Source organism: Kitasatospora sp. NPDC048286 (assembly GCF_043201735.1).
Taxonomy (GTDB): Bacteria; Actinomycetota; Actinomycetes; order Streptomycetales; family Streptomycetaceae; genus Kitasatospora.
The window spans coordinates 132,738-147,896 of record NZ_JBICZE010000020.1 but is presented as its reverse complement, the minus strand read 5'-3'; the positions used below and the strand labels follow the sequence as shown (position 1 = coordinate 147,896).

20 protein-coding genes and 1 pseudogene are annotated in these 15,159 nt (G+C 70.2%); 8 read left to right on the top strand and 13 right to left on the bottom strand.

The features are described from left to right. Positions 1 to 197 precede the first annotated feature (197 nt). Positions 198 to 575, bottom strand: coding sequence for a recombinase family protein (locus ACGF13_RS35695; protein WP_392883379.1), 378 nt, complete (start codon positions 573 to 575; stop codon positions 198 to 200). Positions 576 to 829: 254 nt separating this feature from the next. Between ACGF13_RS35695 and ACGF13_RS35690 the strand changes: the two genes are divergently transcribed. Continuing rightward, positions 830 to 1,879: an alpha/beta fold hydrolase gene (locus ACGF13_RS35690; RefSeq protein WP_392883378.1), complete on the top strand. Its 1,050-nt coding sequence runs from the start codon at positions 830 to 832 to the stop codon at positions 1,877 to 1,879. Between the two features lie 151 nt (positions 1,880 to 2,030). Here the strand turns inward: ACGF13_RS35690 and ACGF13_RS35685 are convergent, their stop codons facing one another. Then, complete coding sequence (locus ACGF13_RS35685; RefSeq protein ID WP_392883376.1) at positions 2,031 to 2,654, bottom strand: RICIN domain-containing protein; 624 nt, start codon at positions 2,652 to 2,654, stop codon at positions 2,031 to 2,033. A gap of 84 nt (positions 2,655 to 2,738) precedes the next feature. After that, the gene (locus tag ACGF13_RS35680; protein ID WP_392883375.1) at positions 2,739 to 3,353 is read right to left on the bottom strand and encodes a ricin-type beta-trefoil lectin domain protein; all 615 of its coding nucleotides are present in this window, start codon (positions 3,351 to 3,353) and stop codon (positions 2,739 to 2,741) included. 115 nt (positions 3,354 to 3,468) lie between these two features. Here ACGF13_RS35680 and ACGF13_RS35675 point away from each other — a divergent pair, with 115 nt between their 5' ends. The 4 genes from ACGF13_RS35675 (at position 3,469) to ACGF13_RS35660 (ending at position 6,594) form a co-directional block, all read left to right on the top strand. Next, on the top strand, positions 3,469 to 4,449 hold the full coding sequence (locus ACGF13_RS35675; RefSeq protein ID WP_392883373.1) for an ArsR/SmtB family transcription factor: 981 nt from the start codon (positions 3,469 to 3,471) through the stop codon (positions 4,447 to 4,449). Between the two features lie 147 nt (positions 4,450 to 4,596). Further along, positions 4,597 to 5,259 carry a hypothetical protein gene (locus tag ACGF13_RS35670; protein WP_392883371.1) on the top strand — a complete coding sequence of 221 codons (663 nt, stop codon included), beginning with the start codon at positions 4,597 to 4,599 and terminating at the stop codon, positions 5,257 to 5,259. Further along, complete coding sequence (locus tag ACGF13_RS35665; protein ID WP_392883369.1) at positions 5,256 to 5,609, top strand: transcriptional regulator; 354 nt, start codon at positions 5,256 to 5,258, stop codon at positions 5,607 to 5,609. Before ACGF13_RS35670 ends, ACGF13_RS35665 begins: the two co-directional genes overlap by 4 nt. 454 nt (positions 5,610 to 6,063) lie before the next feature. After that, complete coding sequence (locus tag ACGF13_RS35660) at positions 6,064 to 6,594, top strand: hypothetical protein (RefSeq protein WP_392883368.1); 531 nt, start codon at positions 6,064 to 6,066, stop codon at positions 6,592 to 6,594. Between the two features lie 93 nt (positions 6,595 to 6,687). On the opposite strand, the gene ACGF13_RS35655 is transcribed toward ACGF13_RS35660, so the two are convergent. The 6 genes and pseudogenes from ACGF13_RS35655 to ACGF13_RS35630 form a co-directional block, all read right to left on the bottom strand. Continuing rightward, entirely contained in the window at positions 6,688 to 7,185 is a 498-nt protein-coding gene (locus ACGF13_RS35655) for a hypothetical protein (protein ID WP_392883367.1), read from the bottom strand. Positions 7,186 to 7,420: 235 nt separating this feature from the next. After that, positions 7,421 to 8,014, bottom strand: a complete 594-nt coding sequence (locus ACGF13_RS35650) for a hypothetical protein (RefSeq protein WP_392883365.1) — start codon at positions 8,012 to 8,014, stop codon at positions 7,421 to 7,423. Beyond that, positions 8,011 to 8,562, bottom strand: a complete 552-nt coding sequence (locus tag ACGF13_RS35645; protein WP_392883363.1) for a DUF6879 family protein — start codon at positions 8,560 to 8,562, stop codon at positions 8,011 to 8,013. Before ACGF13_RS35645 ends, ACGF13_RS35650 begins: the two co-directional genes overlap by 4 nt. Before the next feature lie 207 nt (positions 8,563 to 8,769). Next, positions 8,770 to 9,753, bottom strand: a complete 984-nt coding sequence (locus ACGF13_RS35640) for a GNAT family N-acetyltransferase (RefSeq protein ID WP_392883361.1) — start codon at positions 9,751 to 9,753, stop codon at positions 8,770 to 8,772. 134 nt (positions 9,754 to 9,887) lie between these two features. After that, positions 9,888 to 10,506, bottom strand: a pseudogene (locus ACGF13_RS35635) (IS256 family transposase); the annotation flags it as partial. Between the two features lie 21 nt (positions 10,507 to 10,527). Beyond that, positions 10,528 to 11,037, bottom strand: a complete 510-nt coding sequence (locus tag ACGF13_RS35630) for a hypothetical protein (protein ID WP_392883359.1) — start codon at positions 11,035 to 11,037, stop codon at positions 10,528 to 10,530. 646 nt (positions 11,038 to 11,683) lie between these two features. Between ACGF13_RS35630 and ACGF13_RS35625 the strand changes: the two genes are divergently transcribed. Further along, positions 11,684 to 12,226 carry an NUDIX hydrolase gene (locus tag ACGF13_RS35625; RefSeq protein ID WP_392883358.1) on the top strand — a complete coding sequence of 181 codons (543 nt, stop codon included), beginning with the start codon at positions 11,684 to 11,686 and terminating at the stop codon, positions 12,224 to 12,226. 297 nt (positions 12,227 to 12,523) lie between these two features. On the opposite strand, the gene ACGF13_RS35620 is transcribed toward ACGF13_RS35625, so the two are convergent. Then, positions 12,524 to 12,688: a DUF6087 family protein gene (locus ACGF13_RS35620; RefSeq protein WP_392883356.1), complete on the bottom strand. Its 165-nt coding sequence runs from the start codon at positions 12,686 to 12,688 to the stop codon at positions 12,524 to 12,526. Here ACGF13_RS35620 and ACGF13_RS35615 point away from each other — a divergent pair. Together ACGF13_RS35615 and ACGF13_RS35610 are read left to right on the top strand one after the other, a co-directional pair. Further along, entirely contained in the window at positions 12,675 to 13,055 is a 381-nt protein-coding gene (locus ACGF13_RS35615; RefSeq protein WP_392883355.1) for a hypothetical protein, read from the top strand. The genes ACGF13_RS35620 and ACGF13_RS35615 overlap by 14 nt on opposite strands. 13 nt (positions 13,056 to 13,068) lie before the next feature. Continuing rightward, on the top strand, positions 13,069 to 13,650 hold the full coding sequence (locus tag ACGF13_RS35610) for an HD family hydrolase (protein ID WP_392883354.1): 582 nt from the start codon (positions 13,069 to 13,071) through the stop codon (positions 13,648 to 13,650). 77 nt (positions 13,651 to 13,727) lie between these two features. Here the strand turns inward: ACGF13_RS35610 and ACGF13_RS35605 are convergent, their stop codons facing one another. The 3 genes from ACGF13_RS35605 to ACGF13_RS35595 all read right to left on the bottom strand — a co-directional run bounded on the left by ACGF13_RS35605 (position 13,728) and on the right by ACGF13_RS35595 (position 15,089). Continuing rightward, positions 13,728 to 13,919: a DUF397 domain-containing protein gene (locus tag ACGF13_RS35605; protein ID WP_392883352.1), complete on the bottom strand. Its 192-nt coding sequence runs from the start codon at positions 13,917 to 13,919 to the stop codon at positions 13,728 to 13,730. Positions 13,920 to 14,041: 122 nt separating this feature from the next. Next, positions 14,042 to 14,233, bottom strand: a complete 192-nt coding sequence (locus tag ACGF13_RS35600) for a DUF397 domain-containing protein (protein ID WP_392883351.1) — start codon at positions 14,231 to 14,233, stop codon at positions 14,042 to 14,044. Next, positions 14,226 to 15,089: a helix-turn-helix domain-containing protein gene (locus ACGF13_RS35595; protein WP_392883349.1), complete on the bottom strand. Its 864-nt coding sequence runs from the start codon at positions 15,087 to 15,089 to the stop codon at positions 14,226 to 14,228. The genes ACGF13_RS35600 and ACGF13_RS35595 overlap by 8 nt, the downstream gene beginning before the upstream one ends. Positions 15,090 to 15,159: the final 70 nt, after the last annotated feature.

Here is a 15,159-nt window from a genome sequence, read left to right as displayed (position 1 = left end):
GGTCCGGGTGCGCGGCGCTCGCCGAGGAGGGTTGCGAAGGCCATGGGGCCCATCATGCCGTGACGGCTCCCGGCAGTGGCGGCCGGGGCGCCGTCGCGGTACGGGCGGTGCGGGGGTGTGCGGGTGGTGCGTTCACTCGGTGTGGGCGGGTGGCGCGTTCAGGAGATGTGTGCAGGTGGTGCGTGTAGGCGGTGCATTCACGCCGTACAGGCGGGGATGGGCAGCCGGTGCGGCAGGGCGCCCCGGCCGGGCAGGTCGAGCACCGTGCAGCCCAGCGCCTCCAGCCGGCGCACCGTCGCCCGGGCACTGCGGTCGTCCAGCGAGAAGACGAACGGGCCGGGCACCAGCACCACGTTCACCCAGCCCTGCCCGGCCCGCTCCAGCAGCCGCTCCAGGGCGGGGCACCGCTCGCCGGAGCGCACCCCGTCGTCCAGGAACGCGGCGGGCACCGGCAGACCGCGCTGGCGGGCCAGGCGCTCCAACGCGGCACGCTGGTACTCCAGGCCCGCCGCGTCGGCGGGGTAGCAGCGCAGGTACAGCGCGGGGCGGGGCGGGCTGGCAGAGTGGTCGAGCATGTCGTTCACCTGACCTGTTCGGTGAGGAGTGCGACGGGCCTGGGGGAGCCCGTCCACTCCAGCAGGCCCCGGTGAACGGTGCGCAATCAATAGCGGTCGCCACCCAATCGTGCGAGCGCCGGGCAGGCTGCGGCGCGCCTCACGGGCCCCGCAGGCCCCGGGCGCCACTGGCGGCACGCGGCGGCGGTCCGGGACGTTGACCCGGCGTCAACCCATCGGCCCGAGCGGCACATTCACACGACGGAGGAACCGGCATGATCGACAGGCGCACCTTCACCAGGGCCGTCGGAATCGGCGCGGGCACCACCGCGCTGTCCCTGGCCGCCCTGCCCCAGACCGCCGGGGCCGCACCGGCCGGTACCCCCGCGCCGGCCGGTGCGCCCGCCCCCGCGGCCCGGACGGGCTTCGCCCGCCTGGCCCAGGTCCGTGCCGGCCTCCTCGACGTCGGCTACGCCGAGGACGGACCGGCCGACGGCCCTGCCGTCATCTGCCTGCACGGCTGGCCGTACGACATCCACAGCTACGTCGACGTCGCCCCGCTGCTCGCCGCCCAGGGCTACCGCGTGATCGTCCCGTACCTGCGCGGCCACGGCAGCACCCGGTTCCTGTCGGACCGCACGATGCGCAACGCCCAGCAGTCCGCCGTCGCCCTGGACGTGCTCGCCCTGATGGACGCGCTGGGCATCAGGCGGGCCGTGCTGGCCGGCTTCGACTGGGGCTCGCGCACCGCCGACATCATCGCCGCGCTGTGGCCGGAGCGGGTCAAGGCCCTGGTCTCGGTCAGCGGCTACCTCGTCACCGACGTCGAGATGCAGAAGCAGCCGCTGGCCCCCGCCGCCGAGCACACCTGGTGGTACCAGTTCTACTTCGCCACCGAGCGCGGGCGCACGGCCATGGAGAACCGGGACAAGCGCCGCGAGCTGTGCCGCCTGGTGTGGCAGCAGGTCTCACCGACCTGGGCCTTCGACGACGCGCTCTTCGACCGGACCGCCGCCGCCTTCGACAACCCGGACTACGCGGCGATCGTCATCCACAACTACCGCTGGCGCCTCGGCCTGGCCGACGGCGAGCGCCGCTACGACCGACTGGAGCGCAGGCTCGCCGCCCGCCCGAAGATCGCCGTGCCCACCGTCACCCTCGACCCCGGCCGCGACCCCTTCACGGCGCCCGGCGACGGCTCCACCTACCGCGACTTCTTCACCGGCCCGTACCTCCACCGCGCCCTGCCCGAGGTCGGCCACAACGTCCCCCAGGAGGCCCCGGAGGCCTTCGTCCGGGCCGTCCTGGACGCCGACCGCCTCTGACCGGCGGCGGTGCGGGGCGGCGCGGGGGCGGTGCGGGGAGGAGTCTCGCGGCTTCGTGGGGGTCCGTGGGGGAGAAGCCGCGAGACTCGGTCACCGGGCGCCGACGGCCGTCCGTCCGGCGGTCACGCGTCGGCGGTCACGCGCCCGGCGGTCACGCGGAGGTCGTCCACCGCTGCTCGGAACCGCCCGTGCACGGCCACTGGATGACCGGGGCGCCCGGCGTCGTGCTCGAACCGCCCACCGCGGCGCACAGGTTGCTCGCCCGGTTCCTGATCTGCGCGAAGCCCGTGTCTGGGTTCGAGCCGAAGTACCAGGTCTGCTCCGGCCCCTTGTCGCAGCCGTACTGGATCAGCTGGACCCCGGCGTTCGTCGAACTCGCCGGATCCGCCAGGCACTTGCCGCTGTTCTTGTTCACGATCTCGTAGCCGCCGCCGGAGTTCGGCATCGGGTAGAGCCCCCAGTACTGCTCGGCGCCGCCGTAGCAGGACCACTGGATGATCCCGGCCCCGCCCGCCGTGCTCCCGGCCCCGACCGACAGGCAGTGCTGGCTGTTGAGGTTCCAGAGCTCCACGATCTCCCCGTCCCTGACCGAGGGGGAGGAGGTTCCGCTGCCCTGCTGCGCCACGCTCGGCGCCGCGTTCGGCGTCACGCTCGACGCCGACGCCGAGGCCGGCGTCATTCCTGCGGCGAACGCGAGCGCGGCGGCGAGCCCGACGGCCGCCGTGCCGAGCCTCGTCCGGGTGCGTGCCGCCGTGCCGTGGTGGGCGATTCCCATGGGGTGTTCCCTCCGTGTCGAGACGTCATGGTCACCGGGTGTCGGCGCGGACGGCGTGGTCACCGGCCGTCCGCGCCGGAGGCGTCACGCGGTGCGGATGTCCCACCACTGCTGGGACTGGAAGTTCTTGCCCCACAGCTGGGTGCGGGCGCCGTCGCCGGCCACGTTGATGTCGCGGTCCAGCACGGTGTTGTTGCCGTTGTTGTAGCGGTAGTTGTAGATGGCCAGGTCCCCGGAGGGGTGGTACCACTTCTGCTGGGTGGTGCCGTTGCACTGCCACAGCTGCACCCGGGTGCCGTTGGCGCCGCCGCCGTTGGTGTCGGCGTCCAGGCACATGCCCGGGAACCGCACGTTCTGCAGGCTGCCGTCGGTGGACAGGTACCACTCCTGCTGGGTGGTGCCGTTGCACCCCCACACCTGGACCCGGGTGCCGTTGCCGCCGGCGGTGGCGTCGGCGTCCAGACACTGGCCCGGGGTCCCCTGGTACAGGCTGTAGATCCGGACGTAGAGGCCCGCGGTGAGGGCGCCCGCCTGGGTGCCGGGCGTCTGGCCCTGGCTCCAGGCCACGTGACCGGCCTGGCCGGCGGCCTCGGCGGTCTGGGCGGACTGCGCGGCCTGGGCGGACGCCGCGCCGGTGGCGCCGACGACGAGGGCCGCCGCGGCGGCCACGACGGCGGCCAGCTTCTTGTGAGCGATCACGGGTCCCGGATTCCTCTCAGGGCTGGGCGGTTCGGTGAATCCAGCAAACGCCATGCCGATCGACCGGTCGAATGATTCGATGGTTTTCGAAGGGGCTGGCGAAGGGGGAGCGTCTGTGATCCGGATCCGCCTGGGGGCCCGGGGTCTGGGAGGCGTCAGGTTCGCGGTCTCACCGGTGGGCGCGGCCAAGGACCTGCTCCGCCTCGTCGGCTTCAGCCCCGGCACCCTGACCCCGCAGTGGCGGACCAGGGCCACGGACGCGCTGTCCCGCCACCGGCTCGGGCTGCTCGCCGTCGTCGGCGGGGGCGGCCCCCTCGGGTACGCCCCGGACTTCATCCGGCCGGAGCCCCCGGCCTTCCTGACCGACATCAACACGGGGCTGCACCAGATCGCGACGACCCCGCAGGAGCGGATCCGCTACGAGTTGGCCGGGGCCGTCAACGGCCATGCCTGGGATCCCGGTTCCGGCCACCCGCCGCCGCGGCAGCTCCTGCGGGCCCTCGACCGCGGGGAGGACCACTTCGCGCACCGCCTCGCCGACGAGATGGCCCGGTTCTGGCACGCGGCACTGGCCCCCTCGTGGCCGGTGATCCGGGCCCGCCTGGAGGCCGACGTCACCGCCCGGGCCTCCGAGATCGCCCGGTCCGGGCTCGCCGAGGCCCTCAACCGGCTTGCCCCGAACCTGGAGTGGCGCGACGGCGAACTCCTCGTGCACATGCGTACGGACAGCATCCACCAGCTGACGCTGGATGCGGACGCGGTGATCCTGACGCCCAGCGTCTTCGTCGACTGGGCCCTGTTCTGCGCCGGAGAGCCACCCGGCGCGCCGGCCCCGCGCACCCCGCTGATCGTCTACCCCGCCGCGCAGGCGGACTGCCTACCGCCCGCGCAGGACCACCCGCTGATCGGCGCGATGCGGCGCAAACTCCTGGCCGAACTGAGCCAGCCCCGCTCCACGACGGAACTCGCCCAACGGCTCTACCTGAGCCCGGCCACCGCCTCCTACCACCTGCAGATCCTCCACCGCGCCGGCCTCGTCACCCGCACCCGACGCTCCCGGCACGTGCTCTACCAGCGGCTCGGGGGAGCGACGTAGCAGACGTCCCATCCTGGACGGCCACGGCCACTCACCTTGACGAAGCGTCATGACACCGGTGTGGAGGGCTTCTTCGACGCGCCCACTTTCGCTGGATCGGCAACAGGTCTCTGGACACAATCGGTTTGTCATGCAAACCTTGTGGGCGTGACGACTCACTCCGCCCCCTCCTCGAACAACCCCCGCGACCTCCTGACGATGAAGCAGGCCCTGACCCGGCACATCCACCGCGAGCAGCGCGGCGCCTGGTTCGCCCTCCTCGTCTTCGCCGCGGTGCGCCTCGGCGCCGCACCGGTGGTCCGCTACGGCCAAGGCGACCACAACGGCGGCCTGCCGCCGGCCATGTGGTACTGGCCGGTGGCGCTACTGCTCGCCTATGCCGCGATCAGCTGGTTCTACGTGCGGCGCTCCACCAGGCTCGGCCTGGGCACCCGGGTCGGACCGTACCTGGCGCTGGGCATCACCCTGGTCGTACTCATCACCGGCTACGTGCTGTGGACGGCCCTCGACCCGGGGTTCCTCGCCGAACTCCGCGGGCCGTCGCCCTTCGCACCGATCCTCACCAACCCGGTGGTGAGCCCGGCCGGCACGATCGGCCTGGCGCTGCTGCTGCTCGCCCGGATCGAGCGCAGCTGGCTGCTCCTCGCCATCGCCTGCGGGTACCTTGGCTTCATGATCAGCGCCGGCGACCTTCCCGACCCCTCGCCGTGGGGCGGCCTCCCGCGCATCCTGCTGGAGGGGGGAGTGCTGCTGCTCGGCGGCGTCGGCCTCGCCCTGCTGCAGAGGCGCAAGGGGCGGTCGGCCACATGAACGAACACCCCACCAACGGCCTCGACGACGTCGTGCACCAGCGCGTCCGCCTGGGCATCCTCGCGGTGACCAAGGAGGCCCGGCAGGTGGAGTTCACGTTCCTCCGCAGCACGCTCGGGCTCACCGCCGGGAACCTCTCCCAGCACCTCGCGGTCCTGGAGAAGGCGGGCCTGGTCACGATCGACAAGGGCTACGAAGGCAAGCGGGCCCGCACCTGGATCCAGCTCACCAAGGCGGGCAAGAAGGCCCTGAGTGAGGAGATCGCGGCACTCAAGGCCCTGATCCAGCAGCTCGAAGGAACGGGCGGAGGCGTCGGCCCCGGCCCCGCGGCCGCCCCCGCCCCGGGCTGAGCCCGATCGGCTCCAGCCGGAGCCGTGGCGGTGGGCCTTCCACCCACCGATCTGCCCACCGATCTGCCCTGCCGTGGCTCGCTCGCGACGGGGCGAGCCGTACAGTCCCGGCCGTGACCGACACCACCGCCGCGTCGTGGCACGAGCTCGAACGCACCACCGTGTTCGGCAAGTTCGGCCGGGCCGTGGACACCGCGTCGACTACGAGATGCCCGACGGCAGGACGGAAGAGTTCTACCTCAAGCGCGAGCGCCCGGCCGACCGTGCCGGTGCCCGGCCCCTGCCGGGGCCGGGCACCAGACCAACCGTCAGGACTCGCGGCGCTCGGCCGCCGGCTTCTCTGCCGGCTTCTTCGCCGGCCGGGCCGACGTCATCGGGACCATGCCCCGGGTTCCGTGATCCTGCGCGCGAGGTGCACGGGTGGCGGCTTGGGCGGAACATTGAGGAGAGATGTATGCGCGACTCGAAAGGAGAACAGGCCGCGCCAAGAATATGCCGCATTATCCCTTGGAATTCGGAGAGGTCGATCGAAGTGCCGCATTTCTACACCACGTCAGCAGCTGAGGCGACCACTGCGATCAACAGCCACGGGTACTCCCTGGAAGGGATCGCATGCTGGATCTACGACCAGAGGCCGGTGGTAGTGCTGCCGCCCGAGCTCCGCGGGGTTGTGGAGCTGCTTCGCCTCTACCACCCGGAGAGCCAGGCGCACGTCTACACCACGGACGCCGCCAAGGCGCTCGATCTGACCAAATCAGGCTGGCAGGACGAGCCTTCTGCCGGCTGGGTTTACGGCCAGCAAGTTCCTGGCACGGTTCAGCTGCTGTCTGCGCTCCGCTCGAACCCCGAGGACTACTTCTACACGACGTCGGTCGATGAACACGGTGCCGCCATAGCAGGCGGCTACACAGAGGACGACATACCTGCTATCTGGGTCTTTTCCGACTCGACGAACGGTGTCCCCTTCTATCGCCTCGTGCGCTGATCCCGATCGTGCAGGACGGCGGGGTGAGGCCCGGGTTGCCCGTCACCTCACCGCCACCGGCGGCCCGGCCCGCTGCCGCCCCACGACGGCCCGCTACCGCTCCACGACGGCAGCCCTCAGCTTCGTCGTGGATACCTGCACGAGAAATCCGGCGGCGAACTCCGTCGCGGCCTCCGAGCTTTCGAGGTCCGCGGCAGTGACGTCCGGCGGGAGCTCGATCTCCGTCATGGAGAATCCCAGCGCTGTCTGCTTTTCCACGGCCAGACCGATCGGGGCGGTGACGATTTCGGAGATGATTCCCGCGGTGTCGTGAATGGCGAAAGCCCGCCGTCCGAGATCTTCGGGCGACCCGGATGACGGGTCGAGATTGACCCCGCTGAGCCAGGCATGGTAGGCCGTGATCCCCCAGGGGCCGTTGTTGAGGAGCGCGTAACTTGCGCCGGCCGTACCGCTGCTCAAGTACTGCGTGGCGAGATAGTCCACTCTCATGGACTGCACGCTCGACTCCCTGGCCGGGTGCGCGGATACCGCGAACACGACTGCGTTCCCCGGCAAGTCGGGGCTCAGCCACGTGTGGTACTGGCCGGGCATGAGGGGGCTATTTCCCTGAGCCATTGCCCAGTTGACAGGGCCATATGCTTGCAGAACCGGTGCTGGCATATACCGTCACCTCCAGAAGGGTGCTCCCACTTTATGGAACCACCGGTTCGGAGGCGATGCACCTCCGGCATCGGCGTCGGGCGGCGTCGCCCCCGGGGCGTTCGGCCAAGGCGGTAGGGCGCTTGGTGCGGAGTGGGAAGTCGGCCCGGCCGACTTCCCACTCCGATCAGTGCGGTGCCGGCACGGGATTGTCCGGGCTGTCCAGCCACACCGTCTGCCCGTCGGGCGTGACGGTGAGCCCGAACCGGTCGAAGCCGGGGCGCCCCCGGCGGCGCCACCAGCGCCAGGCCGCCTCCACCTCGTCCCAGAGCCCGCGGGGGCCGGACTGCACCACCTCGTAGGCGCTCCGGTCGGGCTCCCAGTCGGCGGTGGCCCAGGACGTGACGGCGGTGTCGTGGAGCCACAGCGTGTACGTGCCGTCGGCGTACCGCTCGGTCAGCGGGAACGCGTCGGGCACCTGCACGCCGATGGCGAACATGGCCGGCCACCCGCCGATCTCGTCGGGGGAGAGGGGCGTCGACGACTTCGTGCCGTCGGCCGGCCACGGCCCGGACAGGTACTCCAGACTGCCCGGCCGTGCGGTCCGCTGCCGGCGCAGCCGCATGAAGGCGGACGACCCGACGAACCGGCCGCTCGCCGTGCCGTCCTCACCGACCGTGAGCCGGACGACGGCCTCCCCGCCGTACTCGGGCGCCCACGGGGCGACGAGCACGGCGCCCAGCGTGTCCCAGACGCGCCGGTGCTGGAAGTCGGTGCTCACATGCCGGACGGTACCCCAGCCGCGAACTCGCGGTGCGGGGTGGCGTAGTGCCAGGCGGCGTCCCGCTCCTGGCAGGCGCGGGCCACCTTCACCGGGTCGGTGATCACCTCGATCTCGGTGATGTCGTCGTCGGCGTCGAAGTGCAGCAGGGCGAGGTAGCGCGAGTCGAACAGCCAGGCATCCTCCGCCGGGAGGCCGAGCCGGTCGGCGTCGGCGCGCCAGAGGTACCGGATGTCCTCGCCGACCAGACCGTTCCGCTCGGAGTTGTTGAGCAGGTACCGCTGCCCGATGGTGGGCGGGTTGTCCATGATGCGCACCCGCTCGAACCGCTTGCCCAGGGCCGCCTGTTCGCGACGCGAGCGGCACCAGGGGTGGTCCAGGTCCCATTCGGGGGCCAGACCGGCGACGAACTGCTGGTAGGTCTCGGACTCCTCGTCCGAGCGGTAGCGGCGGCGGGTCTCCAGCCGGAAGGCCGTGTGCTGGAAGGTCGTGAACATCTCCTCGAACTCGTCGTAGCTGACCAGCACGCGTTCGCGGTTCAGGCTCACAGTCACTCCCCTTGCGGTCGGTCTCACTCGGACGCCCAGGTAAACCACAAGAATGAGGATCCGTCAGAATCCTCATGAAGCCTTGCGAGAGCGCCGTGAAGCGAGGAGCCATTGCGGTTCAGGCATCTGCGAAGCGGCGCCCGGACCAACGTGGCGGCCGGTGTGTCAAATCCTGTGGACTGATCGAACCGCCCAAGGACCGGTCGGTCAAGCAAGCGGCTTGCGGTAGCGGACGTGCTCGTTCTGCCGCCGGAACCCCACGCTCTCGTAAAGGTGGTAGGACCGGTGCGGATTCGCCGTGCCCGTGAACAGCCGGGTGGTCGTTGCACCCTGCTCACGAAGGCTTCGCAGCCCGTCCAGCAGCAGGGCCCGGCCGATTCCGAGACGTCGCTGGTCCGTCCGGACACTCAGCTCTTCGATCTCTCCCACGGTGTGGTCGTGGCGGCGGATGGAGCAGAGGGCGACGCCGACCATGTCCTGCCCGTTCCACGCAGCCCTCCAGCATGCCGAGTCGGCGGTGTCGACGAAGTCCTGGAACGGCCATTTCCGAGTGAAACCGGCATCCGCATACGAATCGACGACCGTCCTCCAGGCTGCACGGTAGTGGCTTGCCCCGATCGGTCCCGTCCGTATCCCGGCCGGCAGTTCGCTGTCCCGCTCGGGCAGCTGCCGCAGATCGCCCAATTCCATCTCGACCAGGCCGAAGACGCGTCGGTAGCCGGCTGCGAGGAGAAGGGCGGTGGCGTCCTGCTCGGAGACCAGAGCGTTCGCGCCGATCACTGCCGTCCGATTCGTTCCATGCTGTTCGACGAGCTGGTGGATCCGCTCTTCGGCCCAGCTCAGCATGGCTGAGCCGATGCCCTGGCGGCGGTGCTGGGGCAAGAGGTAGCCGCGGTGCAGGTAGAGCCACGTATCGTCCTGCTCTTGCCACCACCGGATCGTCGAGTAGCCGACGACTCTCCCGTCGTGTACCACCAGGTTCTGGTTCTTGGACGGCTCCTCCAGCTTGGCGGAGGCTTCGGCGATCTCGGCTGCTGTCGGGATCCCTTCCACAACCGAATGGGCATCGACCCCGTCATGTTCAGCACACCCCAGCCGCACCGCGGCCATGGCGCCGTGGTCTTCGCCGCCGCTATACGGCCGGAACCCGAAGCCGACCGGAAGGTCCTGTCCTGGTGTGTCATCCGACATGACCGGATGGTCTCGAACTTCGAGGCATGTCCGCCACCCTGTTCATGCCGCGGTCGTCTGCGGACGTTCAACGAGTTGGCCGTGTTCGAAGCGGGCCCTTGCGCGGACGAGGGCGACAATCGGTTGACGTGTGATCAGGCTGCGGTGGGCTCCTCCCGTTCGACCAGGACGCCGTTCTTGAACTCGGCTCCGGAGCGGACGAGGGCGACGAGGTGGGCTCCGGTGATCGCGCGCCAGCGGGCCTGCGCGGACTCGACCAGCTTGAACACCATCGCCAGGGCCGCGGCCGGGCTGCCGGCCCCGCGGGTGACCTTGGTCCGCAGCTTGACCGTGGAGAACGTGGATTCGATGGGGTTCGTGGTCCGCAGGTGGACCCAGTGCTCGGCCGGGAAGTCGTAGAACGCCAGCAGCTCCTCCCGGTCCTCGGTGATCTTCGAGACCGCCTTGGGCCACTTCGTCCCGTAGGTCTTGGCGAAAGCGTCGATGGCCTTCTCCGCGTGCGTGCGGTCCTCGGCGTTGTAGATCTCCTGCACGGCCTTCGTCGCGCCCGGTTGTGCGGACTTCGGCAGGGCGTTCGTGACACTTCGGGCCTTGTGGACCCAGCACCGCTGGTGGCGGGGCGGGGAACACTTCGGCCAGTGCCTTCCACAGGCCCATCGCGCCGTCGCCGACGACGAGTTCGGGGTCGCGCATGCCGCGTCGGCGGCAGTCGCGCAGCAGGTCGGCCCACGACTCTGCAGACGCGTCGCGGCCGGTGTCGGCGCGGTCGTGCTGTCAGGAGGGGATACGGGCCAGGAGTTCGTGGGCGGCCCGGGTCAGGTGTGCGGGGATGTCGTCCGGGAATGTCGGCTCGCCGTAGTTCTGGAGCGCCTTCACCGCGTCGACCATGGGTGCCAACTCCTCGGACTCGCCGTAGGCCTCGGCGACGTTCTCGATGATGAGTTCGGCGCCCTCGACGGGGTCGAGCCATCCGCCGACGATCTCGGCGGCGTACCAGCGGGCGAGCGCCAGTCGGCCTTCCCAGTAGTCCTCGGGTGGGTGGAAGCCAAAACCGAGCTCGTCCATCACCTGGCCGAAAAGTTCCGGGGCTTGGTCCTTCTCGCTGCGCAGGAGCCCGGCGAGGATCGGCAGCGACGGTGTGTCGACGCCGACGATCAGGGCGCGGAGAGCGGCCTGGATCAGACGATCCGGGTCGCCGTACCGGCCGTCGATCCACCAGTGGGCGAGCTCCCGCAATTCCCGCACCGCCTCGCCCGCCGTTCCGGGGGCTCCGTTCGTCGTCATGGCGGCATACTGCCGCGCGTCGCCGACCGCAGGCCAGCGGGTATCACGCGGTGGGGTCGGGCGCCGCCGGGCGGCGAAAGCCGTGCATGCGGGTGGGGCGAGTGCCCCGACGGTGGGCGTGTTCGCTGACCAGATGCATGCCACGGCCGCCCCCGGCGGAGCTGGGCAGCCATACGGGCGCGTCGGCGTGGGTCTCTCTGTCGGCGGGCCCTTGCGGAGCGCAAGGGCCCGCCCGGCGACGAAGAGTGGAGCCTCGCGCCGGGGCCGGCGCGAGGGGCAACGGTGTCGGCGCGGCTCGGTGAGGCGTCTGCGCGGGAAGTCGGGCAGGCCGACTTCCCGCGCAAACGAGGGGCCGCGGGAGTTCAGGCGTGGCGGTCGAACTCACCGGCCCGCAGCGGGCCCGCATGTCAGCGAGCGCGGAGGCCAGGCGTGCGGAGCCGACGGTGGCCGCGAGTGCCGAGGCCTGAGCCGCGTGGTGATCGGCTTCGGAGCGGTCCCCCGCCGGTAGAGCACGGTGGCGAGGCGGGCGCCGGCCATGGTTGTGCCCTGCCACATCACCCGATCCGGTGGTCTCCTGGACTTGCCGTACCCGCCATCCCCGCGGACGTGGCTCTCTCGCGACGGGGCGAGTCGTACAGTCCTGGCCATGACCGACACCACCGCCGCGTCGTGGCGCGAGCTCGAACGCACCACCGTCTTCAGCAAGTTCGGCCGGGCCGTGGACCGTGTCGACTATGAGATGCCCGACGGCAGGAAGGAGGAGTTCTACCTCAAGCGCGAGCGCCCGGCCGGCGCCGTGCTCGCCCTCACCCCCGGTCGGCAGGTCATTCTCGCCCGCCAGTACCGTCCGGGCCCCGACCGCGTGCTGCACGAACTCCCGGGCGGCTACGTCGAACCCGGGGAGTCCGCAGCGGACGCCATCGCCCGCGAGCTGCTGGAGGAGACCGGCTACCAGGGCGACGTGCGCGAGGTCGGGTCGTACTGGCTCGACGCGTACTCCGACACCCGCCGCTACGCCTTCGTCGCCACCGACTGCGTCAAGATCTGCGAACCGCAGCCGGAGCGCACCGAGTTCATCGACGTGGTCACCCTCGACCTGGCGGAGTTCCGCACCCGCGTGCTCCGCGCGGGGGAGATGACCGACACCGCCGCGGCCTACCTCGCCCTCGACCACCTCCGGCTCCTGTAGCCGGGGAGCAGCGGGCGAGCCGGCCAAAGCAGTAAGGCGCTTGGTGCGGAGTGGGAAGTCGGCCCGGCCGACTTCCCACTCCGATCAGTGAGGCGCCGGCACGGGATTGTCCGAGCTGTCCAGCCACACCGTCTGCCCGTCGGGCGTGACGGTGAGCCCGAACCGGTCGAAGCCGGGCACGATCCACCGCACACGACTCCGCCCCGCCGAGCAACAACTCGGCGGGGCGGAGTGGTCAGGCCCTCGCATGACGCGAAGGCGCCTGGCCCCTGCCAGGGCCGGGCGCCGGGCCAACGGTCAGGGCTTGCGGTGCTTGCCCGCCGACTTCTTCGCCGGGCGGGCCGACGCCATCGGGATCACGCCGTCGCCCTCGATGCCGTGGACGAGTCGCTGCGCGGCGGCGTAGTCCGGCGCGATGGTCTCGGCTCGCCACGGCGACCCGGACCGCATGTCCCACTTCATCGACACCGCCCTTGCCGACGACGTCGGCGCAGCCGTGAACCTCAACTACTGGGCGTACTGGATCGGCGAGATCCCGCTCGAACTCTCCGACGACTTCATCGCATCCCAGGCATCGGGCTTTCGGCCCGGACACAAGCTGTTAGCCCACCTCGCCGATGGCATCGACCCCCGTCATGGCTACCTCGACCTGAACATCCACAGTGTGTGGTCGCTGCTCCAGATCCGGCCGAACCTGCTGCGCTCCGGAACGGCGGCAAGCGCCCTACGAGACCGGCTCCCCATGATGTTGGATAGCGCTGAGCTCTCGTCGCGCGGGCGGCGCGAACTCGAGAACATCCGTTACGCAATCCGCCTCGCTGAGGCGTGAGGGGAGTCCGACGGTGCCCGACGACCTGTCCTCGGTGGCGCGCTTCCTGTTCGAAGCCGGGACACTCAAGCAGACCAAGCGCACGGGCTGGTGGATGGCCGGCGTCCGCGACCCCGAGTCGGTGGCCGAACACTCCTGGCGGACCTCGCTCCTCGCCTCGCTCATCGCCAAGCTCGAAGGCGCCGACCCCGCGCAGGCGGCGTTCCTCGCCACCTGGCACGACATCGCGGAGACGCGTACGGGAGACGTCAACTACCTGGGAAAGAAGTACGCGAGCAGCGCCGACCCGGAGGCGGTGACGGCCGACCAGGTCGCGGGCATGCCCGAGGTTCTGGCGTCGGCCGTGCAGGAGCTCATCGCCGAGTACGAGGCGAAGGAGTCGCCGGAAGCGATCTGCGCACGGGACGCCGACAAGCTGGAGTGCCTGATCCAGGGCATCGAGTACCGGGCTCAGGGCTACGCGAACGCCCAGCGGTGGATCGACAACAGCCGTGGGCGGCTGACCACGAAGACCGCCAACGCGCTCGCGGACACCCTTCTGGCGACCGACTCGCTCGACTGGCTCCGCACTGCCCTCGGCGAGCAGACGAGCTGAGCTGCCGGCCGCCGGTCGAGTGCCTTTGGGGGAGCCGTCGGCCCCTCGCGCAAGCATGCGCGAGGGGCCGGGAGGGTTCAGGTGTGGTGGTCGAATTCGCCGGCCTTGAGGGCGTGGAGGAGGGTGGCGAGGGTGGTGGGGGTGGTGTGGAGGATGAGGTGGCCTTCGTCGGACTCACGGAGTTCGACCGCCTCGTTGATGGCGCGAACCTCGACGCATTCATTGTTTGCAGCGCTGTAGCTGGACTTCTGCCACGCGGTGTCGGTCATTTGTGCCTCCGGGGGAGTCGGCCCCTCGCGCTGAGTCAGGCGCGAGGGGCGGTGGAGACGAGGCGGTTGCGCAGGAAGTCGGGCAGGCCGACTTCCTGCGCAAAGGGGGAGGTTGCAAGGGTTCAGGTGTGGTGGTCGAACTCGTCGGCCTTGACACCGATGAGGAGGGCGGCGAGGGCGGTGGGGGTGGTGCGGAGGGTGAGGTGGGCTTCGTCGGACTCGCGGAGTTCGACCACGCCGCTGATTGTGCGGACCTCCACGCACTCGTTGGTTGCGCCGCTGTAGCTCGACTTCTGCCACTTCGACTCAGGCATAGCTGTCTTCCGTTTCCTTCATGACTGATCGGATGAGATCCCGGGACTTCTCGTTGGAGAGTGCCAGGGAGTCCATGCGATCGAAGATCGTCCGATGCTTGGCCAGGTCTGCCGGGGAGTCGAAGAACAGGACACCCTGGGCAACGTCCATTTGGACAGTGTCCAACTCGGGAACCGGGCCGTTGGCGAACGTGAGGTTCTCGGAAGCACCTGGGAAGGTGGCGACGGCGAAGGGCACTACTCGGATCGAGATCCCGGGATGCTCGGAGTCCTTGATGAGTGCATCGAGTTGTTCGGCAAGCACCTTGGGGCCGCCGAACTGCATCCGCAGCGCGGCTTCGTGGATGAACGCCACGAGAGAGGTCTTGCCCGAGCGGACTATCTGCTGCCGCTGGATGCGGAATGCAGTGCGGACGTCGATCTCCGAGTGGGACAACGGGGGATAGACCCGCGTGAAGACAGCGGAGGCGTACGCGCCGGTCTGCAGCAAGCCCGGGATGTAGGTCGTTGTGCAGGTGGAGAGTGCTCGTGCGTAGCTCTCGATCTCTGCGACTTCGAGGAAGTCCGTCGTCAGGACCTCCCGATATTCCTCCCACCAGCCCTTTCCGCGCTCGGTGATCATCTCGGCGAGGGCGTCGATCAGTGAGGGGCTGTCGCAGTTGCATGTGGCGGCGATGATGCGGAGGCGGTCGACGCTGATGCCGATCCGCCCGGATTCCATCTGAGTGACCTGGGCAGGAGACATGCTGACGGCGCGGCCGAGTTCTGAACCGCCGTAGCCAGCCCGCTCGCGCATTCTCCGCAGCTCGGTGCCGATCCTGCGCTGGCGGAGTGTTGGGTTGGAGCGTGGAGGCATGGGTCCCTTCCGAAGGTCAGTGCGGCCAGTCTGCCGTGTGCGTCGAGCGTCGGTCCACCAGCTACCACCG